General features: G+C 56.5%; 21 protein-coding genes and 1 tRNA gene. 7 read left to right on the top strand and 15 right to left on the bottom strand.

Annotated features, from left to right (window positions below):
- Nucleotides 1-14 precede the first annotated feature (14 nt).
- The 12 genes from ACEWZM_RS04680 to ACEWZM_RS04625 form a co-directional block, all read right to left on the bottom strand.
- The gene (locus ACEWZM_RS04680) at nucleotides 15-857 is read right to left on the bottom strand and encodes an energy transducer TonB (protein ID WP_414005335.1); all 843 of its coding nucleotides are present in this window, start codon (nucleotides 855-857) and stop codon (nucleotides 15-17) included.
- Nucleotides 854-1,249, bottom strand: coding sequence for an ExbD/TolR family protein (locus ACEWZM_RS04675; RefSeq protein ID WP_414005334.1), 396 nt, complete (start codon nucleotides 1,247-1,249; stop codon nucleotides 854-856). Before ACEWZM_RS04675 ends, ACEWZM_RS04680 begins: the two co-directional genes overlap by 4 nt.
- A gap of 9 nt (nucleotides 1,250-1,258) precedes the next feature.
- Nucleotides 1,259-1,636 (bottom strand): ExbD/TolR family protein, encoded by a 378-nt coding sequence (locus ACEWZM_RS04670; RefSeq protein WP_414005333.1) that lies wholly within the window; start codon nucleotides 1,634-1,636, stop codon nucleotides 1,259-1,261.
- Between the two features lie 4 nt (nucleotides 1,637-1,640).
- On the bottom strand, nucleotides 1,641-2,666 hold the full coding sequence (locus tag ACEWZM_RS04665; protein WP_414005332.1) for a MotA/TolQ/ExbB proton channel family protein: 1,026 nt from the start codon (nucleotides 2,664-2,666) through the stop codon (nucleotides 1,641-1,643).
- Nucleotides 2,663-3,715 carry a siderophore-interacting protein gene (locus ACEWZM_RS04660; RefSeq protein ID WP_414005331.1) on the bottom strand — a complete coding sequence of 351 codons (1,053 nt, stop codon included), beginning with the start codon at nucleotides 3,713-3,715 and terminating at the stop codon, nucleotides 2,663-2,665. Before ACEWZM_RS04660 ends, ACEWZM_RS04665 begins: the two co-directional genes overlap by 4 nt.
- An 11-nt stretch (nucleotides 3,716-3,726) precedes the next feature.
- A complete protein-coding gene (locus tag ACEWZM_RS04655) occupies nucleotides 3,727-4,509 on the bottom strand; it encodes an ABC transporter ATP-binding protein (RefSeq protein ID WP_414005330.1) in 783 nt (260 codons plus the stop codon).
- Nucleotides 4,509-5,525, bottom strand: coding sequence for a FecCD family ABC transporter permease (locus ACEWZM_RS04650; RefSeq protein ID WP_414005329.1), 1,017 nt, complete (start codon nucleotides 5,523-5,525; stop codon nucleotides 4,509-4,511). Before ACEWZM_RS04650 ends, ACEWZM_RS04655 begins: the two co-directional genes overlap by 1 nt.
- A complete protein-coding gene (locus tag ACEWZM_RS04645) occupies nucleotides 5,522-6,553 on the bottom strand; it encodes a FecCD family ABC transporter permease (protein ID WP_414005328.1) in 1,032 nt (343 codons plus the stop codon). The genes ACEWZM_RS04650 and ACEWZM_RS04645 overlap by 4 nt, the downstream gene beginning before the upstream one ends.
- A 1-nt stretch (nucleotide 6,554) precedes the next feature.
- Nucleotides 6,555-7,595 carry an ABC transporter substrate-binding protein gene (locus tag ACEWZM_RS04640; RefSeq protein WP_414005327.1) on the bottom strand — a complete coding sequence of 347 codons (1,041 nt, stop codon included), beginning with the start codon at nucleotides 7,593-7,595 and terminating at the stop codon, nucleotides 6,555-6,557.
- Nucleotides 7,596-7,904: 309 nt separating this feature from the next.
- Nucleotides 7,905-7,981, bottom strand: a tRNA-Arg gene (locus ACEWZM_RS04635).
- 34 nt (nucleotides 7,982-8,015) lie between these two features.
- Nucleotides 8,016-8,507 carry a GNAT family N-acetyltransferase gene (locus tag ACEWZM_RS04630; protein ID WP_414005326.1) on the bottom strand — a complete coding sequence of 164 codons (492 nt, stop codon included), beginning with the start codon at nucleotides 8,505-8,507 and terminating at the stop codon, nucleotides 8,016-8,018.
- 192 nt (nucleotides 8,508-8,699) lie between these two features.
- Nucleotides 8,700-10,217, bottom strand: a complete 1,518-nt coding sequence (locus ACEWZM_RS04625; RefSeq protein ID WP_414005325.1) for an ABC-F family ATP-binding cassette domain-containing protein — start codon at nucleotides 10,215-10,217, stop codon at nucleotides 8,700-8,702.
- A 393-nt stretch (nucleotides 10,218-10,610) separates the two neighbouring features.
- Between ACEWZM_RS04625 and ACEWZM_RS04620 the strand changes: the two genes are divergently transcribed.
- Nucleotides 10,611-11,801, top strand: coding sequence for a 50S ribosomal protein L11 methyltransferase (locus ACEWZM_RS04620; RefSeq protein WP_414005324.1), 1,191 nt, complete (start codon nucleotides 10,611-10,613; stop codon nucleotides 11,799-11,801).
- Nucleotides 11,802-12,237: 436 nt separating this feature from the next.
- Here ACEWZM_RS04620 and ACEWZM_RS04615 read toward each other — a convergent pair whose 3' ends face one another.
- Nucleotides 12,238-14,097 carry a methyl-accepting chemotaxis protein gene (locus ACEWZM_RS04615; protein ID WP_414005323.1) on the bottom strand — a complete coding sequence of 620 codons (1,860 nt, stop codon included), beginning with the start codon at nucleotides 14,095-14,097 and terminating at the stop codon, nucleotides 12,238-12,240.
- Nucleotides 14,098-14,156: 59 nt separating this feature from the next.
- Nucleotides 14,157-14,621 carry a hypothetical protein gene (locus ACEWZM_RS04610; protein WP_414005322.1) on the bottom strand — a complete coding sequence of 155 codons (465 nt, stop codon included), beginning with the start codon at nucleotides 14,619-14,621 and terminating at the stop codon, nucleotides 14,157-14,159.
- Nucleotides 14,622-15,170: 549 nt separating this feature from the next.
- Between ACEWZM_RS04610 and ACEWZM_RS04605 the strand changes: the two genes are divergently transcribed.
- The 4 genes from ACEWZM_RS04605 to fdhF all read left to right on the top strand — a co-directional run bounded on the left by ACEWZM_RS04605 (nucleotide 15,171) and on the right by fdhF (nucleotide 21,327).
- Nucleotides 15,171-15,713: a winged helix DNA-binding protein gene (locus tag ACEWZM_RS04605; protein ID WP_414005321.1), complete on the top strand. Its 543-nt coding sequence runs from the start codon at nucleotides 15,171-15,173 to the stop codon at nucleotides 15,711-15,713.
- 154 nt (nucleotides 15,714-15,867) lie between these two features.
- Complete coding sequence (locus tag ACEWZM_RS04600) at nucleotides 15,868-16,767, top strand: LysR family transcriptional regulator (RefSeq protein WP_414005320.1); 900 nt, start codon at nucleotides 15,868-15,870, stop codon at nucleotides 16,765-16,767.
- A 93-nt stretch (nucleotides 16,768-16,860) separates the two neighbouring features.
- A complete protein-coding gene (locus ACEWZM_RS04595; RefSeq protein WP_414005319.1) occupies nucleotides 16,861-18,549 on the top strand; it encodes an NAD(P)H-dependent oxidoreductase subunit E in 1,689 nt (562 codons plus the stop codon).
- Nucleotides 18,550-18,552: 3 nt separating this feature from the next.
- The gene (fdhF, locus tag ACEWZM_RS04590) at nucleotides 18,553-21,327 is read left to right on the top strand and encodes a formate dehydrogenase subunit alpha (RefSeq protein WP_414005318.1); all 2,775 of its coding nucleotides are present in this window, start codon (nucleotides 18,553-18,555) and stop codon (nucleotides 21,325-21,327) included.
- 167 nt (nucleotides 21,328-21,494) lie between these two features.
- On the opposite strand, the gene ACEWZM_RS04585 is transcribed toward fdhF, so the two are convergent.
- On the bottom strand, nucleotides 21,495-21,776 hold the full coding sequence (locus tag ACEWZM_RS04585) for a DUF1330 domain-containing protein (protein WP_414005317.1): 282 nt from the start codon (nucleotides 21,774-21,776) through the stop codon (nucleotides 21,495-21,497).
- Between the two features lie 74 nt (nucleotides 21,777-21,850).
- Between ACEWZM_RS04585 and ACEWZM_RS04580 the strand changes: the two genes are divergently transcribed.
- Nucleotides 21,851-22,753 (top strand): LysR family transcriptional regulator, encoded by a 903-nt coding sequence (locus tag ACEWZM_RS04580; RefSeq protein WP_414005316.1) that lies wholly within the window; start codon nucleotides 21,851-21,853, stop codon nucleotides 22,751-22,753.
- A 165-nt stretch (nucleotides 22,754-22,918) separates the two neighbouring features.
- On the top strand, nucleotides 22,919-24,988 hold the full coding sequence (locus ACEWZM_RS04575; protein ID WP_414005315.1) for an oxidoreductase: 2,070 nt from the start codon (nucleotides 22,919-22,921) through the stop codon (nucleotides 24,986-24,988).
- Nucleotides 24,989-25,726 lie beyond the last annotated feature (738 nt).

Here is a 25,726-nt window from a genome sequence, read left to right as displayed (position 1 = left end):
GCCGTGCCGACTGATTATTTCGAGAAGTAAATTGGCAAATTAAAGGTCAACTGATTGATCGACAGCTTCTTGGGAGCCGCAGGGAATTTACGCGCTCGTGCCACTGCCTTGAGCGCAGCCTGATCCAAGGCAGCATTGCCCGAGGACTTAGCAAGCCGGTAGCTGACCAATTGACCACTGCGGGCGACGGTAATTCGTACCACAACACGACCGTGACCGTTAGTGCCGGATGGGTAGCGTTTGCGGCGTTCGACACGGGATCGGATTTTTGCTCCCCACACCGTTTTTAGTTTGGCCTGCTGTCCGGCCTGAGCGGTCGAGGCGGCTGCGCTACTGGCCTGACCTGACTGCGATCCACCGCCTGATCCTGCAGCGCGCTGTTCGTTGCGGCCAGCCGATGTCTGCGCTGCTTTGCGGGCATTTTGCGGTTTCGGATCCGGTTTGGGCCGTGGACGGGGTTTGGAGACGGGTTGTGGGTCGGGTTCCGTGATCGGTGGCGGCGGGGGCGGCGCGGTGGTCGTGTCCAACGCCAGCGTGTCAGCCGGAGCGGGTTTGACAAGGGCGATCTGACGCGCGGCTTTCGGCGCTTGTGCCAGCTCAAACTGGGGCACTTCAGGGGCCGTGGTCGCCGCTTGCGGTTGGATCAGATCGCTGTTGATTTCAGGTTGTGTTTGTGGTGTTCGCTCCCAAGTCTCGACCATGTCTGCAACCGTGGCGCTGGCGGCCTGAACCGAAACAATGGCATCGCCGCCTGCGCCGCTGGATTGGGCACCGGACCTGGGACCCGTGGCGAAGAGTGCCACGTGAATCACTATGGCGATCCCGGCAAAGACGGTAAGTTCCGCTGTATGTTTCATTGCGCGCGTACCACCAATTCTGCGTGGCTGAGACCCGCCGCCGCCAACTGGCGCAGGATCTTGGCCAGTTTTGTGGCGTGTAGTCTGGCGTCCGCGCGCAACTGGACAGTACCATCGGCTGTGCCATCTGCACGGGCTGCGGCGGCCAACGCGGCTAGCGCGGCTGGGCCTTCGTTGCCGTCAAAATGCATCCGCCCTTCGGCATCTATGTAGAGCAGCGCATCGGATTTAGCCTCGGCGTCCAGCCCAGCTTCGGGCGGGATCACTTCGAACGGTTCTGGCTGGGCCAAACGAGAGGTCATCAGGAAGAAGATCAGTAGCAGGAATACGACATTGATCATCGGAACAATGGATTCGCCGCGAGGGCGGCGGGGTGGATCGGTGAGGTCCATACTGCGTCCTTATTCCACCAGAACGAAATTGGTGAATCCGGCCTGCCGCAGACGTGCAGTCACATCGGCGATGCGTTGCAAATTGGCCTGATCCCGGCCGCGTAGCACCAGCATGTCAGACGGTTTTTCCATAAGAGTCGCCAACGCTTCTGCTAGGTTGCTGTCGGCCACTGGTTGGCCGTTTAGGTCTAGATTATCCGCGCCAATGCCGATCAGTCTGGGCGGTCCCGTGTAAGCCCCTCCCTGACCGGCAAGCGGCAGGTCAAGTACCGCGTCGGTGCCAAATCGCGACGCCAGCATGAAAAACACCAGCAACAGAAACACCACGTCGATCATGGGTGTCAGGCTGGGTTTGCGCCGGGGTTTCAGAGCCTGCGTGAACTCCATGACGTTATTCGGCAGCTAATGTTAGCGTTTGCTGTGGTACATGGGCGACAAAGATGCGAGTGGCGTTGTCCTCGATGTCGCGGCGAATGCGGCCGATTACGGCTTCAAACCAAGTGAGTGCAGCGGAGGCTGGGATCGCTACAGCCATGCCTGCAGCGGTTGTCAGCAGGGCTTCCCAGATGCCACCGGCCAGAAGAGCGGGGTCGGCTTTGGAACCGGCTGCCTGCAACGCCTGAAACGCCGCGATCATGCCTAAAACGGTGCCTAGAAGACCCAATAGGGGGGCAATTGTGGCGATTAATTCCAACGCTCCAAGGCCGCTTCCGGCGCTGGCCAAATGCAGCTTTGCCACCCGCGCGGTTTCTTCGCGGGCGCGATCTTCGGGCAGAGTTTCGACTGCGGCAAGGGTGGTCGCAACCACTTTGGAACGAATGCCTCTGCGGCCCCGGACGATTTCGCGTGCGACGGTGGCTTCACCGCGTTCAAAGGTGGAAACCGCGCGACCTGCTTTGCCACGTGCCCAGGCACCAATCAGTGCCAACCGCCAGACCTTCCATAGGATCAGGGCCAGTGTGATCACCGACAGCCCCGCGATGGCCCAGATAGACGGGCCACCTTCGCGCAAGAATTTCAGCGCCTGCTGCGATGCGTCGCTGGCGGATTTTGTCAAAGCCTCCTGCCGAAAGAGAGGTTCAGCGGGCATCGGTATCGACGTCGTCGCAGCAACAACAGCCTGTGGATCGATCACTGGATCGGCTTTGGCCGTCTCGGGATCGGCGTCTACTGTTTCTGTATCGATTGTCTGTGGAGACGCTGCCGACGCTTCTGGCACGACTGGTAAAGCGCTTGCGGGTGTGTCCAGACTGGATGGGGTGACGGGGGTAGCAGGGGCCTGCGGTTCCATGGATGGTGCGGCTTCGGTGGCAATCTGCGGGACAGGTGGTGTGGAAGCGACCGGCGTGTCCTGTGCTGCCACGATAGATGGGGTAAGCATCAGCGCAGCAAGCGCTGCTGGTCTAAGGGGCTTCATGATTGGCTCCAATAGGCGGCAATGTAGCTTTGTCCGGGGGCGGGTTTGTCATGTTTTATTGCTTCGCGCAGGCGTTGTACGTCGGCTTTTTCGCAAGCAAACCAAAGAAAGTGGTCGGGGCATTCGGAACGCGCAGTCAGGGCAAGATCGGTTAGGCTGGAAGCAGCATCTCGCTGTAGCCATGTGACAGTGATGCCAGCAGGTGCCTTGATCGGGTATCCGCAATTCACGCCCGTATCGCTGAGCAAGACTGCCTGTCCCCTGCTGTTCTTAGGCAAGGATTCCAGAATGCGGGCAGCGGCAGGCAGGGCGGTTTCATCGGCATAGACTAGGATCTGCGAAGTTTCAGGAATACCGCCACCGCCGGGACCGGCAATGACCAAACGATCGCCTGGATTGGCCTGTTGTACCCAGTTGGTTGCGCGGCCTCCGTCGTGCAGGAATATGTCGAACTCCATTAATCCGGCCGTATGGTCGATCTGCCGGGTAGTGTAGACCGGGCGGTGCAGTGCTTTCTCGCCTTTGGGCCAAACGGTGCTGCCGGTCTCAGAAATCGTGGGCCAGTCGGGATCCGTACAATCCACTGGTGGCAGCAGCAGGCGGAAGTGGATGGCATCGTCCTGAAAACTCCAGAGGTCCTCGGTTTTGATTTGAACCCGCAAGAAGGTAGTGCCAATAGGAGTGATCGACTGCACTGTCGTGAAATGGACATTTGGTGGCAGCGCCCCGACGGTAGCCATATCGGACCAGCGCAAGACATCAGCGATACCGGGGTGCAGATCTTCAAGATGGTCACAAAGACCGTCCTTCAGCATATGCAGCCGGTCGGGCAATGCGGCAGAGACACGGATCTCAATGCCAACTTCCTGTGCGGTGAAATGGTAGTGGCCAAAGCTGGGTACTTCTACCGTCACGGCTGTGGCGGTGTCTTCTACAACGAGGAGCTCATGCTCTTTCGCCATGATGACAATGGGCTGCCGGATCATTTCAAAAGGCAGATCGGTGACGGCAGCGGTTGCCTGCAGAGGGAAGGAGGGGTTCAGGGTCATGGCGGTCTCACTCACTCGGGGATGACATGCGGAGTGCCGTGAACGGGATCGGGAATGATCCGGCAGGGCAGGGCAAAAACGGATTGCATGACTGATTCTGTTATGACGCCTGATGGAGGGCCCTCGCAGAAAACCTGGCCCCCTTTTAATGCGATCATATGGCTGGCAAAGCGGGCAGCCAGGTTGATGTCATGCAGCACCATGACGACGGTGCGGCCGGTTTCACGGTTGAGTTGCTGCACCAGTCTCAGCAGTTCAATCTGATGCGGTAGATCAAGGTACGTTGTCGGCTCATCCAGCAGTAGGATATCGGTATCTTGTGCCATTGCCATGGCAATCCATGCACGTTGCCGTTGTCCGCCGGATAGCGCTTCTAGCGGGCGATCTGCATTGGCGGCCATGTGGGTTAGATCCAGCGCGCGCGTAACAGCAGCAGCATCCTCTTTTGACCATTGGCGCAGGGGTGACTGATGCGGTGTGCGGCCTCGGGTTGCCAGATCGCGTACGGTCAGCCCTTCGGGTGCGGTTGGGGTCTGGGGCAGGATCGCAAGGCGTTGCGCAACTGAGCGGCTGCTCTGCCGGTGGATGGCTTTCCCGTCAAGAAGGACCTGCCCGCTGCCTGCCGCTTGAAGCCTGGCCAATGCGCGCAGCAGAGTGGATTTGCCACAGGCATTCGGCCCGACAATTACGGTCAATTCTCCGTCAGGGATGCCTGCTGACAGTCCGTTGAGAACCGGTTTACGGGTGTATGAAACCGAAAGATCGTCGGCGCGAAGACGTGCGTTGGCAGCCATCACAAGGCTCCTTTTTTGAATTGGGCCAGTAAGAGCCAGATCAACACCGGGGCACCGATCAGCGCGGTGAACACTCCGGCAGGGAGCTGAATCAGCGGCACGGCGCGGGCAGCGGTATCTGCAAGCAGCGTGATCAGGCTGCCTGAGGCAGCAGAGGCGAGCAGCACAGGTTTGCCATTGGGGATCAGACGGCGGGCGATCGGGCCGGCGGCAAAGGCCACAAAAGGCAGCGGGCCTGCGGTGCTGACCGCAAGTGCAGCCAGCAGGATAGCGACGCTGGTGATGGCAAGTCTAAGAGGCGAAAGCGCCATTCCCAGTCCGGTTGCAATATCATCCTTCATTCCCAGTCGGCTCAGTGGGAACTGTAGCCAGACAACCATGGGCGCCAGCAGGGCCAATCCGCACCAGATCAGCGCGACATTGCTCCAGTCGCGCGCGTTCAGAGTACCTATCAACCATTTTGCCATGTCCGAAGCCGTCTGCGTATCCATGCGGCTGATCAGCAGGTCACCTACCGCAGTAAGCGCGAGGCTTGCGCCAACGCCGGTCAGGATCAGGCGGTAGGGGGGAAGGCCATCTTTCCACGCCAGCAGGGTCACGGCGGCGGCGCTCAGCATTGCCCCAGCGATGGCACCCGGCAGAACCATGCCTCCAGTGAGCATCATTGCAGTGAGCGCGCCGCAGCTGGCCCCGGCATTGAAGCCAATGACATCTGGCGAAGCGAGCGGATTGCGCATCATGGTCTGAAACATTGCGCCAGAGAGACCAAAGGCGGCGCCTGCTCCGAGTGCAGTGAGGATACGCGTCAGTCGGTGATCCATTAGGATCATCTGCTGGATTGCGGTGCCGCCGCCGCTAAACACCTCAAGCATTGCAGCAGTGTTCAAGGGGTAGCTGCCTAGCATCAGGGCGAGAGATGTTGCGGCGAATAAAACGATCAACAAAAACGCAGCAATCACAGTGGCGTGGCGCGAGATCTGCAAGGACAGTTTTGAGAGGCGCAGGGTCCAAATCATAGCTTTCGCACTCCGTTGCGACGCACGAGCCAGATCAATACTGGCCCTCCGATCAGGGCGGTCATGACACCTGCCTGCATATTGCCGCCAAAGAGAGGCAACCGACCGAGTAGATCGGCGCTGGTCAGGAGCATTGCGCCAAAGACGGCGGAGAAGGCCAAGGTCCAGCCAATTGTCGGTCCAGATACCCAGCGGGCGAAATGCGGCACGATCAGCCCGGCAAAGGCAATCGGCCCGGCCATGGCCACTGTCGCGCCGCACAATAGGACGATGGCCGCGCCGGCGGTCAGTCTGGTCAGTCCGGTGCGTATGCCCAGGCCCTTTGCACTGTCTTCGCCCAGCATCAGCGCGTTAAGTCCAAATGCTGCAGCGATCGCAAGTAGGCTGCCAAGTGTGAGAAACGGGATCAGCGCATAGATGGTTGGTGTCAAAATGCCATCAAACCCACCCAGCACCCAGAAACGATAGACATCCAGCGCCTGACGGCTGACCAACAGCAGGGCACGCGTCAGGGCCAAAAACAACGCACTGACTGCAGCACCTGCGAGGATGAGCCGCAACGGGTTGGCTTGACTGCCGCCGCCCAGCAGGAAGACCAGAACTGACGCGATTAAGCCTCCACCTAGGGCAACCCAGATGAACCCTGCGGTATCGGTGATCTCGAAGACAATAATGGAGAGGACAACCCCAAGAGCGGCACCACCATTGATCCCCAGCAGGCCTGGATCGGCCAAAGGGTTGCGGGTCATGGCTTGTATCAATGCGCCAGAAATGCCGAGTGCGGCACCAGCTAACAGCGACCCCAGCAGACGAGGCAGCCGCATGGTCTGGATGACGATGTGATCTGCATTGATCGGGTCATAGGCCGAGAGCGCCGCCCAGATTACGGTCCAATCAGTGACACGCGCACCAAGGCGCAGTGCAGCGGTGGATAAAAAAGCGAGCGCCAACAGGGAGGCGGCCAACCAAACCAGCCGCTTATCGACAAAGCTGCGATGAGAAGGGGCAAACAGGGCGGAGTCTGACATATCAGAACCCTTCTTCTGGCAAGAGACCGGCTTCAGCCATACCGGGAACCACTGTTTTCGGGTCTCCGTCCATGGCCGCCTCAAGCAGCGGCACCAGTTGATCCAAAGCGTAATCAAGGCTGAGGGGACTGGAATGTGAGAGCGCCGCTGAAAGCAGTTTGCCAGCGTAGATTTCACGCCCTTCACGGTTGGCCCGCATGGTATGGCGCAGTGGCATCCAGGCGAGCTTTTCGACGTTGCGCCCGGTATCCAGCCAGATCAACGCGTCCACATCCATGAGCGAGGGGTCTTCGGCGGGGAACTCAACGTAGAACTTATTGAGGTGATTTTTTTCCTCTGGCAAACCTTGCACAGTAAAGCCCAAAGCCTGCAGGAATTGGCCACGAATATCTGCTTTGGTGTAGCCTCGGGTATGGCCTGCCCAAGCCATCAGGGCACTGGCACCTTGCCATTCGGGGTGGGTCTCACGCAGGTTTGCGAACCGGGCTTCAATCCGGGCGATTGTCGCCTCAGCTATGCTGGATTTGCCGGTCGCGGTGCCAAGTCGGCGCAGCATATCCTGCCAGGGAGAGCCGTAGTCTCCGTATTCCGTGCGGGGTGGAATAGTCGGCGCGATCTGCGACAAAAGCGCGTATTCCTGCCCGGTGATGCCGGACCATTGGGCCGCGATTAGATCGGGTTCCATAGCGGCGATCTGCTCAATATTGATTTCGCCCTGCATGACGATCGGCTTGGCGTCGCCAAGTGCGTCGTGTCCCCAAACCCAGACGCCATATGGGTCGCTGCCATACCATTTGCGCAAGGCATAGGGGCGCTCTCCGAGAGCCAACAAGAAATCGTGACCAATGAAGCTGAGAGAGACAATTCGCTTCGGTTTGGCGGGCACTGTTGTTGTGCCGTAGATATGCTCGATCACCGTAGGAAACGGATCTGCCGAACCGGCTATCGGGGCGAAGATTAGGAGCAGCGCAGCAATCGCTGTTACCGGCTTTATCCGGTACACGATCTGGCGAATTATGCTCGCCTTTTTAAAGAGTTGCACCAATATCACGTATCGCTCCAGCCACCGACACAGAGAGCTGTGTCGAGATATTGATCCGTTGTCGGATCGATGTTGGCTGGATCTCTCCTGATCCGGATGGCGGAGAATCTTGCTGGATTGCGCCTGTTGCAGGCGCGCCTGTCAGTTATTTAACCCTACTTCTTTTGTCAAGTAATTGAGGGGCAGCCGTATGGTGCATGCAGATCTCACTCTGGCCATATATTTTGCCGGGGTAATGACCCAAGATCGAATGAATGAGCAGTCAGCATAAGATGGCGCTGGCGGGGCAGGCTCTTGCAAAGATAATATTGGCGATCCCTGAAGGACTCGAACCCTCAACCTGCTGATTAGAAGTCAGCTGCTCTATCCAGTTGAGCTAAGGGACCGCTGGCGCCAGTTATGACAGGACACTGGGAAGGGTCAAGCCACGGCGCGCAGGTCAAGACGCATAAAGAATGACCACGGGTCTTCGGCGTAGCCCTCGAACGGCGGGCATTCGACAAATCCGTAGCTTTCGTAAAGCTGCTTGGCGGGGGTGAAATCTGCAGTTGAGCCGGTTTCAAGATAGATTGCGGTCGCACCGTCGTCTTTGGCAAGGCTGAGCAGAAATTCGAGCATCTGCCGTCCTGCGCCACTGCCACGTGCTTCGGAAATCGTATGCATGGACTTCAATTCGCACGCGTTGTTGCTTAGGGTTTTGAGCGCACCCATAGCAATTGCTTGGCCGTCACGGCGGAGTAGGAAAAATGCGACATTCGCAGCGTCAAGCCCGCTGCCATCCAGAGCGTGGCAGCTCTCTTCGGGCGATTGCGATGCCATCTGTTCCAAGTGCCGCTTGATCATGGCAATTGCCTCTGGCTCTGTTGCACTGGCGCGTGCAATGACGACATCTGTCGACGTAGGGTTTGACATCGGGTGATTTCCTTCGCGCCAAAGTGTCTGGATTTGATGGGCAACGTGATTACGGTGGCAGATTTGCGAAAACCGGGCCGATGTGCAAGTCGTTCTGCCAAAAGGTCGACCACGTTGTCGGTAACCGCGCCTGATGACGCCCAAAAATATGTTATCGACGGCAGCAACGTGTGGCAGCCGCCGATAACATTGCTAGTTAGCGTCCATCTCTGATGTCAGGAAGGCATCTGGGGTATCGACTTCCTCCAGCCTGCGACCCCGGATCCACCAAAAGCGATTGCCAACCGTCTTGAGGAAACTGCGATCATGGCTGACCAGAAGACAGCAGGCATCATGAGTGATCAGTTCGCTCTCTAGGGCTTCCTGCCCGTCGATATCCAGATGGTTCGTTGGTTCGTCCAGAAGATAGAAATTAGGATTCTTGAGCCTCAGGAGCAGCATTGCCAACCGTGCTTTTTGCCCTCCGGACAGTGCATTTGCCGGGGTGTCCTGCAGCGAGAAATTGATCCCAGCGCCGGCTAGAAGACTACGTGCGGATTGATCTCCAATGTCAGACACAGACGTGACCTGTATGAGCGGGGTTTCTGTTTCGGCGAGTTGGCTGAGGTGTTGATCGGAATAAGCGGCTACAATGGATGGCGCGCATTTTATCAGATCTTGTGTCCCAAGCAGGGCTTCATGGATCATTCTGACCAGCTGCGATTTACCAGAGCCATTTGCCCCCAGCAGGATGATGCGATCACCAGGGGTAATCCATTTCTGCCCGGTTTTGTATAGCGCGCGCCCATCCGGCGTAGACACAGTCAGATCGTCCAATGTGATAACAGCTTTTGCATGTGTGCCGCTGTTAATGAGCTTGATGTCACCTGCGGATTGGTCGCGGTGCGCGGGTTTAGCACTGGCTTCTAGCCGGTCGGCCCGTTCAGCAAGTTGTTTGGTTTTGGTCAGCAACAGATCGGACCCGGAATTCATTCCAGTATTTTTCAGCTTTGCAGCCTGTTTCCGCAGTTGCTGGGCCTTCTTCAGCTCATTGGCGTGACGGCGCGCATCTGCTGCATCGGTCTTGTCCAGCGCGGCGCGGGCTGCCGAAAAGGGTAGTTGAAACACGCGTGAGTTTTCGGCCCGCAGGAACATCGTGCGGTTGGTCGTGGAATCAAGGAAGGCGCGATCATGCGAGGTAATCACAACCGGCAAATCCCAGGGTAGTCTTGCGAGCCATGTCTCAAGGAAGGCGATACGCTTCAGATCCAGGTGGTTGGTTGGTTCATCGAGCAAGAGCAGGTCAGGCGTGGTCACCCAAGCGGCGGCGAGCATCGCCGTGCGTTGCCACCCGCCGCTGAGCATACTCAAAGCTGTGTGTTGGGTGTCGTAGGGCACTTGTAGCTCGTCCAGCAAAACATCCACCCGCCAGCTTTCGTATTCGGCCTGTTCGGTGGGCAAAGCGGCCAATACCCAATCATAAAACGTAACTGAAAGCGCCTCAGCAGACAGGGTCTGCTCGACGTGGCCGACACGTAGACCGCGCGCGCGTGTGATCTCTCCCGTTGTGGGAGTGAAAGCGCCCGCCAGACAGCACAGCAATGTGGATTTGCCCCGCCCGTTTGCTGCAACCAGACCGATGCGATCGGATTTGGATATCGTCAGGTTGAGATCGGAGAAAAGAGGATCACCAAGGGTAACCCCCAAGGCATTGATATTGATGATAGACATGGGAAACTCGGGTCATAGATATAGGGCCGCAAAGGCGGCTATAGGCAGACCGTAGATGAGATTTTCCTCAGGTCAGCCCTGCAAACGGATTTACAGGGCGAAGCGGGGGCCATGCTGAAGTCGGCGGATGATACGCATGTTCAGCTGGTGCCCTCCTGTTGTGCGATGTGACCTTTGGATCAGGCTAGAAAACTGCACTGGAGTTGGCAAGTGTTTTACTTCAGCAAAGATCGGTAAAGCGCGCACCAAGCTGATCGTGTCGAATGTCTCAGTACCTCGCTGTGCCTTTACCAATTCTTAGATGCGCATGGTGAATAGTCTCAGTCAGTTGAATTTGCCTCAAATAGGGAAAATTAAAAATTGCTTAAAACACAATCACATAGCTGCGCTCGAATGACATCTGATAAAGGCAACGCAAGCGCTGAACAGCTGGTACATAGTGCAAAAACCGCGCCGTTTGGCGATGGGGGGCTTCGGACATCTCAGCTATTGTCGGAGGCGCTGCGCGCCGATCCCCATCACCATGAGGCGCAGGTGTTACAGGAGCGATTGCATCAGACTTTTGTGCCGCGCTGGCACTTCCCGATGCTGGCGGACCGCGCACGCAACCGCGCTTTTGCTGAGGCGATAGCGATGAAGGTAAAGCCAGGTGATATCGTGCTGGATATCGGTTGTGGCGCAGGCCTTACGGCGATGCTGGCGGCTCGTGCTGGGGCAAAACATGTCTATACCTGTGAGCAGCAGCCGTTGATTGCCAAGGCTGCGACCCGTGTGATTGCGGACAATGGTTTGAGTGATCGCATCACGGTTATTCCCAAATGGTCGCACGAAATTGTCGTCGGCGTTGATATGCCAGAACAGGCCGATGTGGTGGTCTCTGAAATTGTCGATACGGTCCTGCTGGGGGAAGGTGCTCTGGACACCTTAAGCCACGCAATGATGGCGCTGGCCAAACCAGGTGCTCGCGCGGTACCTGAAACCGGGACATTGGTGGCGCAACCGGTTGAAAGTGAAGCCTTGTTAGACCTATGGCGCCCGCAGGAAGCAGAGGGATTTGATCTCAGTGCTTTCCATCATCTTGCACGTGTGGCGCAGATTACGCCGAATGATTTCAAGGCGTGTGGGCTGCGGCCCCTAGGGCCGGGTGTTGATCTATTCCAGTTTAACTTCACGCGTCCTGACGTAAATCCAGCGCGTGTCACCGAAAGGTTGCGCTGTACCAATGCCGGTATTGTCCATGCGGTTTTTGTCAGTTTTGAAATGGAGCTGGCACCTGGCATTCAGCTGACAAACGGGTTGTATTCTGACGGGCATTGGGGGCGGACTGCATTTCTGTTGGATGCGCCACGGTTGGCAACGGCGGGGGACTACTTGCAGTTAACTGCCCAGCATGATGCGGCAACCTTGAGCGTTTCGGTCCACAACGCCGACACAATGGCTGAGCGATCTGCAGTCTGGCTGCAGCCGGGGTGGAACCTGCAATCGGGCGGGCAGGAAACCGATACTCTTGGGCAGCTGGACTACCCTATCTGGGGACCAGCTGAGGCGGTTGCCGCTGAGCCGCGCAATCACTCGCATCACTAGCGAATAGGGCTGTAGAAAACGGGGCGGTCGCTTTTGCCGAATCGCCCCCTTCCTTGCTTACTACGAACGATTGAACACTGGCGTGAGCCAAGGCTGCACATGGTTAGGCCTCAAGGGGGCGGTTTGCTAGGTGTTTTAGATGTAGCGGTGGTCTCCAAACCTCTCACAATCATGAAACACTCGTATGGCAGTAGGTAATGCACACCTAGCCTAGGGTGTCAGTGGACAAAGCGAAGCTGTTGATAGTTCAATGCTCGCCCTGCTAGCCTTCCCATGGGCCACCGATATAGCTTCCCTAGTTTCGCGGGCAGGCGGTATACAGTTCCGGCTTATCGCTATGACCTTGGGAGCGGAATATCGGGTATTTTTAGACAAGAATGGCGCGCCCAGATAGGGCGCGCCATTCAATTTAGCCAGACCGTTAGTCACACTTTGATCAAAAGTCCTCCCAACCGGCCGCGGCCTGAGTGGGGGCAGCTTCAAAGAAGTCATCGTCGCCATGGGCCGATGGCGCAGGATTCGCTCTGGCTGGGCGCGGCGGCGCAGCCGCGGCGGGAGCGGGTTTACTGGGTGCCATCGGGACCACGTTTCCAGCGGATTTTTGGGTTTTGAAGACCGAGACCTGACGCGCCAACTCATTGGCATCATTGCGCAGGATCTGGCTGGCGGCGGTCGATTCCTCAACCATGGCGGCGTTGTGCTGGGTGACTTCGTCCAACTGGGTGACGCCGGTGTTGATTTCACCCAGGGTGGTGGATTGTTCCTGTGCACCTGTCGCAATACCGCTTACATGGCCGGAGATTGTCGAGACGCGCTCTATGATTTGCTTCAGCTCTTCGCCGGCGCGTCCGACCAGATCGACACCATCACCCACATGGCCAGTGCTTTCGCTAATCAACGCCTTGATTTCTTGTGCTGCTTCCGATGAACGCTGCGCTAGAGCACGCACCTCGGAGGCCACAACTGCAAACCCACGACCAGCTTCTCCCGCGCGTGCGGCTTCGACACCGGCATTGAGTGCGAGAAGGTTGGTCTGGAATGAGATATCATCAATGACCGAGATAATCTGGGAGATCTTTTGGGAAGATTCTTCGATCTTGGACATTGCATCAACCGCACGCGTCACGACTGCACCGCTGTTGACCGCAGTCTCTTTGGCTTCGGAGACAATGCCTTCAACCTCGCGTGCGCCATCGGCTGCGGATTTCACACTGACCGTGAGCTGCTCCATCGCGGCGGCGGTTTCCTCAAGGGTTGCGGCCTGAGATTCGGTCCGTTGAGACAGGTCGCCGGAGGATTGGCTGATCTCTTCGGCACTGGCACGGATGCGAGAGGAGTTTTCGATGACCGCGTCAATGATGCCAACCATCTTGTCGACGGTCTTGTTGAAATTCTGACGCAAGCTTTCGTAGTCAGCTGAGAACTGATCATTAATGGTTTGTGACAGATCACCTTCGGATAGCTTGAGAAGACCGTCGTTCAACCGCTCAACCACCACTTTCTGGGCTGCCTGGTCGGCATGGCGCTGCTCTTCGACCACGCGGGCGGCAGACAGCTGCGATTTCAAAGCCTCGATATGGCGCGCAATTAGTCCAATTTCATCGCCGCGCGACTGATGCTCTGTGTCATGGGCATAATCCCCGTCTGCGAGGCGATTGATCGCGGTTGCAACATTGCCCAAGGGGCGGGACATCATGGATCTGAGAGCCAGAACCGAAAGGCCAAGCATGATCACAAAAGCGGCTCCTGCGAGGAGCAGTGACAGTAACTGATTTGGAGCGACTTCGGCAAAGGCCACGTCAGGGGACCAGACCATACCAACAGCGCCAACCACCACCGTGCCCTCTGCACCGGCGGTTGCCGGAGCGGCGACAAGATAGCCGTTTTCGCTAAACTCCATCTGGTTTGTTTCCATCGCTTTTTGCGCAACGAGGGTCAGTTCGGCGATTTCTGCTTCGGTAGCAACGCCAGTGGAGGCAACCGTCTTGCCTTTGGTGTTTATTGCAATCCCATGCGTGGAACGACCGTTAGAGAGAGCAATAAGAGATTCCAGATCACTCTCAAGGCGTTCGGTGTCTCCAAAACGAATCGCACCGCCGCTACGAGCCGCCACAGTAACTGTGACGCCTTCGGCCAATGTGCGTACGCCGCTGTCGACCGCGTCGCCAAGGATTTTCTGGTTTTCCCAGGTTAGGAACAATGTAACCACTAGCGTGGAACCAGCGATAAGCAAGCTGCACTTTGCAAAGACAGAGAGCCGGTTCAATACCGCGCTTGCAGGATTTCGGAATTTCATTTCAGCACCTTTCAGTCGCCGTTGCGCTGGACGGGCGCGCAGACGGAATTTGTGTCGGATCAATACCGACAACCCCCAATAAATAGCCTTGAAATTTGGCTGTATTGTTTCGCGATCAAGCCGGCCAGGAACGGCAGACTTGGAAAACCACGCCCGATTGGGGACGGCGCCATGGTGAACACACTGTGACGCTCCGGAGAACACTGTCGGACGTCGAGATCTAGCAAACGCGGTATTGCGTCACCCCAATTGAGAGAAATAATTGCTCGAAAAGAAGCAAATACTCGTTGCAGCGCTTGCAATGAGAGTGGGTTTCCAGAGACAGCAATGCAGTCCGCCGTATTGCTGGTATTGGTAACGGTTTTCTGCATGCCGACATGGTTTGTCTGGCATACTTGTTGTATGCTGTGGTCAACATTGGACGCGGGCATGATGATCGACCATACAGTGCTTTGGCTGGTGATTTCGTCAATCACAGCCTGCATCTGCGCGATGACCAAACTGAGGTCCGCCCGTAGTTCCAAGATCAGCTCCTTTTCCCAAAACCTGCATATGTACAGATTTGGCGAGTAGCATAGCTATTGGTGCTTACCGGCGGATTAATGGGCCGTAGAGCTGCAAGATTAGGGAAGCGATGGCTGACCAGCTAAGGATATTGGCGCAAAACAACAATGAAGCCGATCCTGCAAGCCGATGATTCAGAAACGGTTTTAGGGCTGCTACTTTCGACGATCTATGCATCGATATTCGCAAAATAACTTTTTTTGTAAGGGGTGAATGCATGAATAATACGCCGTAAAACACGCTGAGGGAGATATTTTATCTATAGAATGTGCGAGATCAGGCCATTTAAAGTTTATCTCAATTTTTATTTTACACTGATTCTCCAATCTGTTGGGGCAATTCACGGGCGCCAGTTCCTATTTCTGTTGCACGGACGGGTTGAAACATAACGCAGGATATTTACTAAGGGGCGTGATGATGGGTTGGGGAACGAATGGACGTAAAACACCTTGACACAGGTTTTTCCGTCAACGGAGGCGTATTTCGCCGTCGAAGCAAGGAGACGATTGTTGGAAACTTTTTCAGGATCAACAGATACTGATACCGCTGTTAAGGCGGGCCAGATCACCCGAAAGGGTACTCAAGAAGATCTGAGCGATTTCGAATTTGCGCTAATGCGGACCTTTGAGGGGTTCGCACGATGGCAATCAGAATGCCTAGGCCTTGTGTCCAACCTGTCGGCTTCTGGACCGGAAATAACACTGTTGAATGTGATCCGTATGAACGACAGGCCAAAAACCATCAAGGAGCTGGCACGGGTCACCAACCGTGATGACGTCCCGAATATACAATATTCGCTGCGCAAGCTCGCGTCGTCGGGTTTGATCCGCAAAACCGGATCCGGTCGAGGTGGTGTAACGTATTCTGCGACCGATAAAGGGCTTGAGATCACGACAGCCTTTGACATTCAGCGTCGCGACCTGTTGCTTCAGGCTTTGGACCAGGTGCCCGGTGTCGAAAAAAGGGTTGGAGAAGCGACGCGAGTTCTGAACATCCTGACCGGAATCTATGATGGCATCGCGCGATCGGCTACGGCACAGCGACAAAGTTGATCAGGCAGACGTGATGAGATCGACGGGGCACCTCTATAGTAGCTCGGGGTATTGGCGAACCAAAGTTCTATGTGATTGCTGATAGTGGCTTTGCCAAACGTGGGCGTATGGCTACATATGGTCAAGAACTGGAAGCAATAAGAGTAGCCTGCGCGTGATCGAACTAAAGGATCTCCGACTGCTGAGCGCATTGGCCCGCCATCGCCATTTTGCCAAGGCGGCGCAGGATAGTGGTATGTCACAGCCGGCGTTCTCCATGCGGATCCGCAATCTTGAGGAACGTCTCGGCGTATCTATTGTGCGTCGTGGCAATCGGTTTCAAGGGCTTACCGAAGAGGGGATGATGATCGTGCGACGGGCGCGGTCAATCCTCGATGATGCTAAGGCGTTGGAGCAAGAAGTTGCGGCTGCGCGTGGAGAAGTCACAGGCACATTGGTGCTTGGCGTTGTTCCGACAGCGACGGCCTATGCGGCCCAGATGGTGGATAGGCTGCATCTGACCCACCCGCGGGTCCTTGCCAGGATAGAGGTTCTCAGTTCACTGATGATCCAGCAACGTCTGTTTGACGGGACTATTGATGCTGGGGTGACCTATCACGATAGCTTGGGGCCGGATCAGGTGACCATTCAGCCGCTATATGAAGAGACCTATGTGCTCGTTGCACCTGAGACCATGGTGGCAGGCCGATTGGACGCCACTGCTGACAGCATTAGTTGGGCCGATGCTGCTGCATTACCGCTGAGTCTTTTAGAGCCACAGATGCAGAACCGCCGAATACTGGATCGAATTTTTGGCGATCAAGGGTTGCGACCGGAGGTGCGGTCAGACTCCAGCGGCTTTATGGCGGCGATTGTCATGGCGCGGGCCGGGTCTGTCGCGACTATCCTGCCAGAGGCGCTGATGGATGCGTTGGGACCTTTGTCAGGCGCACGGGTGCTACGGCTGGTTGATCCCGCGCCAAGCAGGCCGATTTGCATGGTGACGCTTGATCGTCAGCCTGAATTGACGACCGTGAAAGCAATGAAGGGTGTGGTTGACGATTTCACGCAATAAGCGTTCGTTATCGTGCCTTCGAAAATTCCGATTTGACGATAGGCCTCTTCAATGGAATGCCGCCATTGATGGCAGCGCAAATTGGAGGGCGTCGTGGCACCTTTGGACAATAGCAAGGGCGTTTGGAAATCTGGCAAAGGCAAAGGGCGTAAAACGCCCAAAGGCCGGCAGTTGGATGATCAGGCGCATAGCGAGGTTCTGGACCTGCTCGGCGATAAGCCCCGCAACCGAGACCTGTTGATTGAGTTCCTGCATCTCATCCAGGACAAGTTCGGCCATCTGAGCGCCGCGCATATCCGGGCGCTGGCTGAAGAGATGCGTACGGGTCAGGCGGAAATCTACGAAGTCGCCAGCTTTTACGCCCATTTCGATGTCGTGCGCGAAGGAGAAACTCCACCGCCTGCCTTGACGATTCGGGTTTGTGACTCTCTGTCGTGCGAATTGGCTGGTGCGGAACAGTTGCAAAAGGCGCTTGAAGATGGGCTGGATGCCTCTCAAGTGCGCGTATTGCGGGCGCCCTGTATGGGGCGTTGTGATACCGCTCCGGTGCTTGAGATCGGACACAATCACATCGACCATGCCACCGTTGAGAAAGTCGAGGCGGCGATCGCGTCGGAGGATACCCATGCGCATATCCCTGAGTATGAGACTTATGCGGCTTATGAGGCTGAAGGCGGCTATGCGACGCTAAAAGATTTGCGCGCAAACGGCGACTGGGAAGCGGTTCAGGCCAAAGTAAAAGAAGCAGGTCTGCGCGGTTTGGGCGGGGCTGGCTTTCCCTCCGGTACCAAATGGGGTTTTGTACGTGCCAACGAAGGGCCGCGTTACCTGGCCGTAAACGGCGATGAGGGCGAACCAGGCACTTTCAAAGACCGCTATTACCTAGAGCGCACGCCGCATGTTTTCCTTGAGGGGATGCTGATCGCAGCCTGGGCAGTCGAGGCCGAGAAAACCTTTATCTATATGCGCGACGAATATCCGGCGGTGCTGGAGATCCTCGCGACTGAGATCAAAGCACTGGAAGATGCGGGCATCGTGGAAGCAGGTTTTATAGACCTGCGTCGTGGGGCTGGCGCTTATATTTGCGGTGAAGAATCCGCGATGATTGAATCGATCGAAGGCAAGCGCGGCGAGCCGCGCCACCGTCCGCCATTTGTAGCGCAGGTTGGTATTTTTGGTCGACCGACATTGGTGCACAATGTCGAGACCCTGTATTGGGTGTGCAAAATCAACCGTGAAGGGCCGGAATGCTTGAACTCGGTAGAAAAGAACGGTCGCAAAGGCATGCGCAGTTATTCCGTTTCAGGCCGCGTGAAGAACCCGGGCGTATATCTTATGCCCGCTGGATCCACCATCACAGACGTGATCGATGCCAGTGGCGGGATGCTGGATGGCCATGTTTTCAAGGCATATCAGCCGGGCGGTCCATCCTCCGGTCTGTTACCTGCATCGATGAATGACATTCCGCTCGATTTTGACACGCTGCAGCCGCACGGAACCTTCATCGGGTCTGCTGCTGTTGTTGTGCTGTCTGGACAGGACTCGGCCCGCGATGCCGCGCTCAATATGCTGCGCTTCTTCGAAGATGAAAGCTGCGGCCAGTGCACTCCTTGCCGGGTGGGCTGCGAAAAGGCAGTGAAACTGATGAGCGAAAAGAAGTGGGATCAGGACCTGCTGGAGGAGTTGAGCACGGCAATGATTGATACCTCGATCTGCGGTCTGGGCCAGGCTGCGCCGAACCCGATCCGCCTGACCATCAAACACTTCCCCGAGGAGGTCTGAGCCATGAGCAATACCGTTACTTTTACACTCGATGGCGCCGAGGTCACTGCCGAGGCAGGTCTGACCATCTGGGAAATTGCCAATGGTCGCGGGTTGAAAATCCCACATCTGTGCCACAAACCACAGCCGGGCTATCGCCCTGACGGCAATTGCCGTGCCTGTATGGTCGAGATTGAGGGGGAGCGTACGTTGGCGGCCTCCTGTATCCGAGAGCCGAGTGATGGCATGGTTGTCACCACCAACAACCCGCGCGCCGAAAGCGCCCGTAAGATGGTGATGGAACTCTTGGTAGCTGACCAGCCCAAACAGGAGGAGGCGCGCGATAAGTCCTCGCATTTGTGGGATATGGCCGAGCTGAACGGGGTTTCAGATTCACGTTTTCCAAAGCTGGAAAAAGAGCGTATTCCGCTGCTGGATGACAGCCACATCGCAATGAAGGTGAATCTCGACGCATGTATTTCCTGCAATCTTTGTGTGCGTGCTTGCCGAGAAGTTCAGGTCAATGACGTGATCGGCATGGCAGGTCGTGGCCATGATGCCTATCCGGTCTTTGATATCGATGATCCGATGGGCGCATCGTCGTGTGTGGCCTGCGGCGAATGTGTGCAGGCTTGCCCAACCGGTGCCTTGATGCCGGCTACTGTGATGGATGACAGTCAGGTCGGCGACAGCAAAGACTACGATTCCGAAACCGAAAGCGTCTGCCCGTTCTGCGGTGTCGGTTGTAAGGTTAGCCTCAAGGTGAAGGACGGTAAGGTCAAATATGTCGAGGGCATCAATGGCCCGGCAAACGAGGGCCGTCTGTGCGTCAAGGGACGGTTTGGGTTTGACTATATCCACCATCCGCACCGGCTGACCAAGCCGCTGATCCGCCGTGACGATGCGCCTGCAAAAGGCCTGAACGTTGATCCTGGCAACCTGTCGACCCACTTCCGCGAGGCAACGTGGGAAGAGGCGATGGATCTGGCCGGCAAGAACCTGATCAAACTGCGGGATGAAGACCCTAAATCCGTAGCAGGTTTTGGCTCGGCGAAATGTACCAACGAAGAGGCCTATCTCTTCCAGAAGTTCATCCGGCAGGGCTTCAAGCACAACAACGTCGATCACTGTACGCGTCTGTGCCACGCATCCTCTGTGGCGGCGCTGATCGAAAACGTCGGCTCTGGGGCAGTGACGGCTACGTTCAACGAGATTGAAAATGCTGATGTGGCGATCATCATCGGCTCCAACCCGATTGAAAACCACCCGGTAGCTGCGACCTACTTCAAGCAGTTCACCAAACGCGGTGGCAAGCTGATCGTGATGGATCCGCGCGGGGTTGGCATGCGTCGCTATGCGGATGAAATGCTGCAGTTCCGTCCCGGCGCTGATGTGTCGATGCTGAACGCGATCATGAATGTGATCGTCGAGGAAGAGCTGTACGACAGCCAGTATATCCACCGCTGGACCGAGAATTGGGCGGCGGAAAAAGAGCATCTCAAGCAGTTTACGCCTGAAAAAATGTCAGAAATCTGCGGCATTGAGCCCGATCAGCTGCGCCGCGTGGCGCGCTTGTTTGCCGGGGCCGATGCCGGGTTGATCTTCTGGGGCATGGGGATCTCCCAGCATATTCATGGCACGGATAATTCGCGTTGCCTGATCTCGTTGGCTCTGATGACTGGCAATGTCGGCAAACCGGGTGCGGGCCTGCATCCGCTTCGGGGGCAAAATAACGTACAGGGGGCGTCTGATGCTGGCCTCATCCCGATGTTCCTGCCTGACTATCAGACCGTGACGTCGGATGATGTCCGCAAGAGCTTCACCGATGTCTGGGGCGGCGGCGACTTCTCGAACGAGAAGGGGCTGACTGTGACGGAGATCGTGGATCAGGCCTACGCTGGCAATATCAAAGGCATGTATATCCAGGGTGAAAACCCGGCGATGTCGGATCCGGATGCTGATCACGCAAGAGAGGCCTTTGCCAAGCTGGATCTGATGATCGTTCAGGACATCTTCCTGACAGAGACGGCGAATTTTGCTGATATCATCCTGCCGGCCTCTGCTCTTTATGAAAAGAATGGAACGGTTTCGAACACCAACCGTCAGGTTCAGCGGGTGCGGCCTGCGATCACGCCGCCAGGCGAAGCGCGCGAGGATTGGAAGGTCACAGTGGAGCTGGCGCAGCGCATTGGCCTGCCGTGGGACTACAAGGATGTCAGCGAAGTCTTCAACGAGATGAAGCTGAACATGAAATCCCTGAACAATATCACCTGGGAACGACTGGAGACGGAGACCATAACGTACCCGTCGCTGCACGAAACAGACCCCGGTCAGGCGATTGTGTTTGGTGATGGTTTTCCGCGGCCGGAGGGCCGTGCCCGCTTTACCCCGGCCTCGGTCATCCCACCGGATGAAGCTCCTGATGCGGAGTATCCGATGATCATGACCACAGGTCGCCAGTTGGAGCATTGGCACACAGGGTCGATGACACGGCGTTCGTTGGTGCTTGATGCGGTGGAACCGGAGGCCAACTGTTCGCTCAATCCTAAAACCCTACGGGCGATGGGTGTTGAGCCGGGTGAAATGGTGCGTCTGTCAACGCGTCGCGGCTCGATCGAGATTATGGCACGGGCGGATCGGGCGATCGCTGAGGATATGGTGTTTGTACCCTTTGCCTATGTTGAGGCCGCGGCTAACATCCTGACCAACCCTGCGATTGATCCCTATGGGAAGATCCCTGAGTTTAAATTCTCTGCTGTACGGGTCGAGAAGGTTGAAGCGCAGATCGCCGCTGAATAGGTCGATTTCTGCTAGATGAAGAAGAACGGGCGCGGGACCTTTGGTTCCGCGCCCTTTTTGGTGAGTTTCGTGCCCATTGGGCGTCGTGCTCGGTCCAACGACAGGCAGGTCAACGGCTCGCGGATCGGCCCGCAGGCAACGGGCGGAAGAGTTTTGCCATGGATGGCTTAGGCCAGAAGGGTAATAGCACTTTTGCCCGCACTTCGGCGCAGGGCGTGGGTCTCTTGCAATTCGGGATCGTCGATCCAGGCCTGTGCGGTTTCGGAGCTTTCGAATTGCAGAATAACACCTATGCCTGTTGGGTCACGCTCACCTTCGATTACTGTTTGGTTCGGGGTCGAGACCAGCACTGTAGCGCCATGTTTTTGCAGGGCTGCGCCTGCTTGTTCGCGATAGGCCGCCATGCTCTGCGGATCTTGCAGGATGAGGTTCACATATACGTAGGCCATTTTCGGTCCTTTCAGTTTTGATGTCTGACAGATGCCAATCGAAATGCCGCAAGAAAACAGATGCATTTGCTTGGATGACATGCGAAAATGCATGTATGCAGATCAATTGGGATGACATGCGCACGATTTTGGCGCTGGTGCGTGCGGGATCCCTGGCAGGGGCTGCTCAGGCATTGTCTATCAGTTACACGACCGTGGCGCGTCGGGTGCAGCGGGCAGAGGCGATGCTGGGCCGTCAGCTGTTCGAACGTCGGCCCGAAGGCTATCTGGCCAGCGTTGAGGCTGAAGAACTGGCAGCTGCGGCGCAACGGATGGAGCACTCGGAACAATCAGCGCTGCGGAATCTGTCAGGGCGCGACCAAAGCCTGTCCGGAGGATTGGTCCTGACTGCACCGCAATTGCTGATCCAAAGCCATCTTGCGCCTTTCTTAGCCGAGTTCTGCGCGGATCATCCTGATGTCGAATTGACGGTCCGGGCGACCAATGATGTGCTTGACCTGACACGGCGGGATGCAGACCTCGCCATCCGGATCAGTAAAACGCCGGGGGATAGTCTGGTAGGCCTGCATCTTGCAGATCAGAAAACCGCCTGTGTGGCACGGCTTGATCTTGTGGCGAGGGCGGCAGCTGATCCCAAGGCGCAATTGGACTGGGTGATATACAGCGGCTACGACGCGCCGCCGCAGGCCGCGCTGCAGCATTATCCGAACTACCGAGTGCGGGCGCGATTTGACGATATGACCTCGTTGATTGCGGCCGCTAGGGCCGGGCTGGGTGCGGTGAGGATGCCTGTCTATCTGGCGCGCAAGGATCCAGATCTCGTGCCTTTGCTGGGGATCATGCCGCAAGACTATGCGCCTATCTGGGTCCTCAGTCATCAGGACCTGTTGCGCTCCGCCAAGGTGAGCCGTTTCAAGGCGGCAGTGAAGCAGTTTTTCCGTTCCCGAACCGCGGATTTCGTTTCCTTTGAGAACTAGGTGAAACGCCAGTGGCTCTTCCGTTATGGTCGGCTATTGGGCCTATGGCTCTGTAGGCTTGACAGGTCTGGGGATTGACCTGACACATATGTCTAGAGCTGTAATTGCCCTGTGAAAGCCGAGGCAAACCGAGCCACTGTTTTTACACGCCTTCAGGAGCCATTCATGTCCAAAGACCCTTTGCTGCAAACCTACCAGCTAAAGCATCTGACCTTGCGCAATCGGATCATGACGACCAGCCATGAACCTGCCTATCCTGAGGATGGCATGCCGAAAGAGCGCTACGCGGCCTATCATGCCGAGCGGGCAAAAGCGGGTGTTGCACTTGCGATGACTGCGGGATCGGCTGCAGTGTCGCGTGACAGCCCGCCCGTCTTTAACAATGTACTCGCCTATAAGGACGAGGTGGTGCCTTGGATCCGCAATCTGACTGACCAGCTGCACGAGCACGGATGCGCTGCGATGATCCAGCTGACCCATCTGGGCCGCCGCACCGGATGGGATAAGGGAGATTGGCTTCCGTCTGTCAGCTCCTCACGTCACCGAGAGCCCGCACATCGCGCCTTTCCCAAACTGGCGGAGGACTGGGACCTTACCCGCATCATTGCGGACTTTGCCGATGCGGCGGAACGCATGAAAGACGGCGGTATGGATGGGATCGAACTGCAGGTCTACGGGCATCTGCTTGACCAGTTCTGGTCGCCTTTGACCAATGATCTGGATGGCCCTTATGGTGGGCGGTCTCTTGAGAGCAGAATGGCGCTACCGATGGCGGTGTTGAAGGCGGTTCGCGACAGGGTCGGTGCCGAGTTTATCGTGGGATTGCGCTATACCGCAGATGAGGCGGAAGCGGGAGGAATTTCGGCACAAGAGGGGCTCACGATCTCCAAGCGCTTGGCGGACAGCGGCATGGTGGATTTTCTCAACGTGATCCGAGGCCGCATTCATACCGACCCGGCGATGACCGATGTCATTCCGGTCCAGGGCATGGCATCCGCGCCGCATCTGGATTTTGCGGGGGAGGTCAAAAAGGCCACAGGTCTGCCGACGTTCCATGCGGCCCGTATTCCCGATGTGGCGACCGCGCGCCACGCCGTCTCCAGCGGCCTGTTGGATATGGTGGGTATGACGCGTGCCCATATGGCGGATCCACATATCATGCAAAAGATTCTCACCGGGCGCGAAGATGATATCCGCCCATGCGTTGGTGCTACCTATTGTCTCGACCGGATCTATCAGGCTGGAGAGGCGCTTTGCATTCACAATCCGGCAACGGGTCGAGAGTTGTCGATGCCGCACGTGATACCCCCTGCAGATACGCGCAAACAGGTTGTGATTGTCGGTGCGGGTCCCGGTGGCTTGGAGGCCGCGCGGGTTGCGGCAGAACGGGGCCATTCTGTTACGGTGTTCGAAGCCGCACCGGATCCCGGTGGCCAAATTCGTCTGACCGCGCAAAATCCACGCCGACGTGAGATGATGGGCATTATAGACTGGCGCATGGCCCAGTGTGCGGCTCTGAATGTGCAGTTTCGCTTCAACAGTTGGGCGGAGGCTGATGATGTGATCGTGCTAGAGCCAGAGGTGGTGATTGTCGCCACCGGCGGTATGCCCAATATGACGTTGTTTGAAGCCGGCCAAGAGGCAGAGCATGTGATCTCGACCTGGGACATCATATCGGGTGATGTCACCTCTGCGGGATCTGTTCTTATCTACGATGAGAGTGGCGATCATCCCGCTCTGCAGGCGGCAGAGATTGCCGCCGCCGCTGGTGCGACAGTAGAGGTTATGACCCCCGATCGTGTTTTTGCGCCGAATGTTATGGCCATGAACCTTGTGCCATATATGCGCAGCCTGCAGGAAAAGGATGTGACCTTTACCGTTGCCCGGCGCTTACTGGACGTTCGCAAGGACGGGAACAGGCTGCAGGCAACGCTAGGGACGGACTACAGCGATCATAAGACCACCAAGCATTACGACCAGGTTATTCTCAACTACGGTACACTGCCTCTGGACGCGCTCTACTTCGATCTGAAGCCGCATAGTGTGAACGCAGGGCAGGTGGACTATGAGGCTTTGATCGCCGGTAGGCCACAGATGCGTCAACCACGACCGGCATCTGAGCCAGATACGCCGGGGCAGGGGGGCTTTCAGCTGTTTCGCATAGGGGATGCCGTTTCGGCGCGCAACACTCACGCCGCGATCTATGACGCGTTGCGTTTGATGAAGGACATCTGATCTAGGCATCTCGCCTTTTTCGACCTCTGGGTCTTTCATTTTATGTTTGGTTTGATTTTTGAGTGACTCGTTTTGTTTTAGGAGTGTTTGTCTGTGGATATGTTGTGTGAGTCTGTGTGTAAGTTGGCTTGGGATTGATTTTTGCATGTATCTGGTTGGGTTTTTTTGCTTGTCCGGTTTTTTTGCTGTCTTTCTTTTTGTCTAGTTTGTTGATTTTGTTGCATATTTTGGATTTGTTTATTGAAATGGGTAATTTTGTTGATTTTGGTGTTGCGGGTTTTGTTGAGTGGGCTTAGAACCCCCTTCACCGGCGGCGGGGACGCTGCTGGGTTGGCTGCTACGGTAGCCGGACTGGCCGGAGAGACGGTCTGCCGCATCGGAAAGACGGTGACATTATGGAGATTTTGTTGGCGGGCGTGCCATGAGAGTGGCGCATCTGTTGGTTATTGTCTCTTGGTGTATGCTCTTTGACATTGATGATATCTGAAGAGATATGTGGGCGGTTTGGTTCATTCGATGGATCAGCCTCTTCATATCAACGCTTTTAGCGATGCCCTGCGCTCAAGTAGCGAAGTGGTAGCGCGATAATAAAGTGTCAGCTTCACTGTTTGGACGGCTTCGGTTTCTTTTGAAACCAAGCACGAAAAACAGAGAAAGTTTTGATGTTCGTTTCGAGTTCCTAGCCGGGTTCGAAGCCGTGCTGACTGAGGTCCGTCCTTGGTTGGCGTCAGCGGTAGG

This window comes from Phaeobacter cretensis (assembly GCF_047372505.1).
GTDB lineage: Bacteria > Pseudomonadota > Alphaproteobacteria > Rhodobacterales > Rhodobacteraceae > Phaeobacter > Phaeobacter cretensis.
The sequence above is the reverse complement of the archived record's forward strand: the minus strand, read 5'-3'. Positions and strand labels throughout refer to the sequence as shown.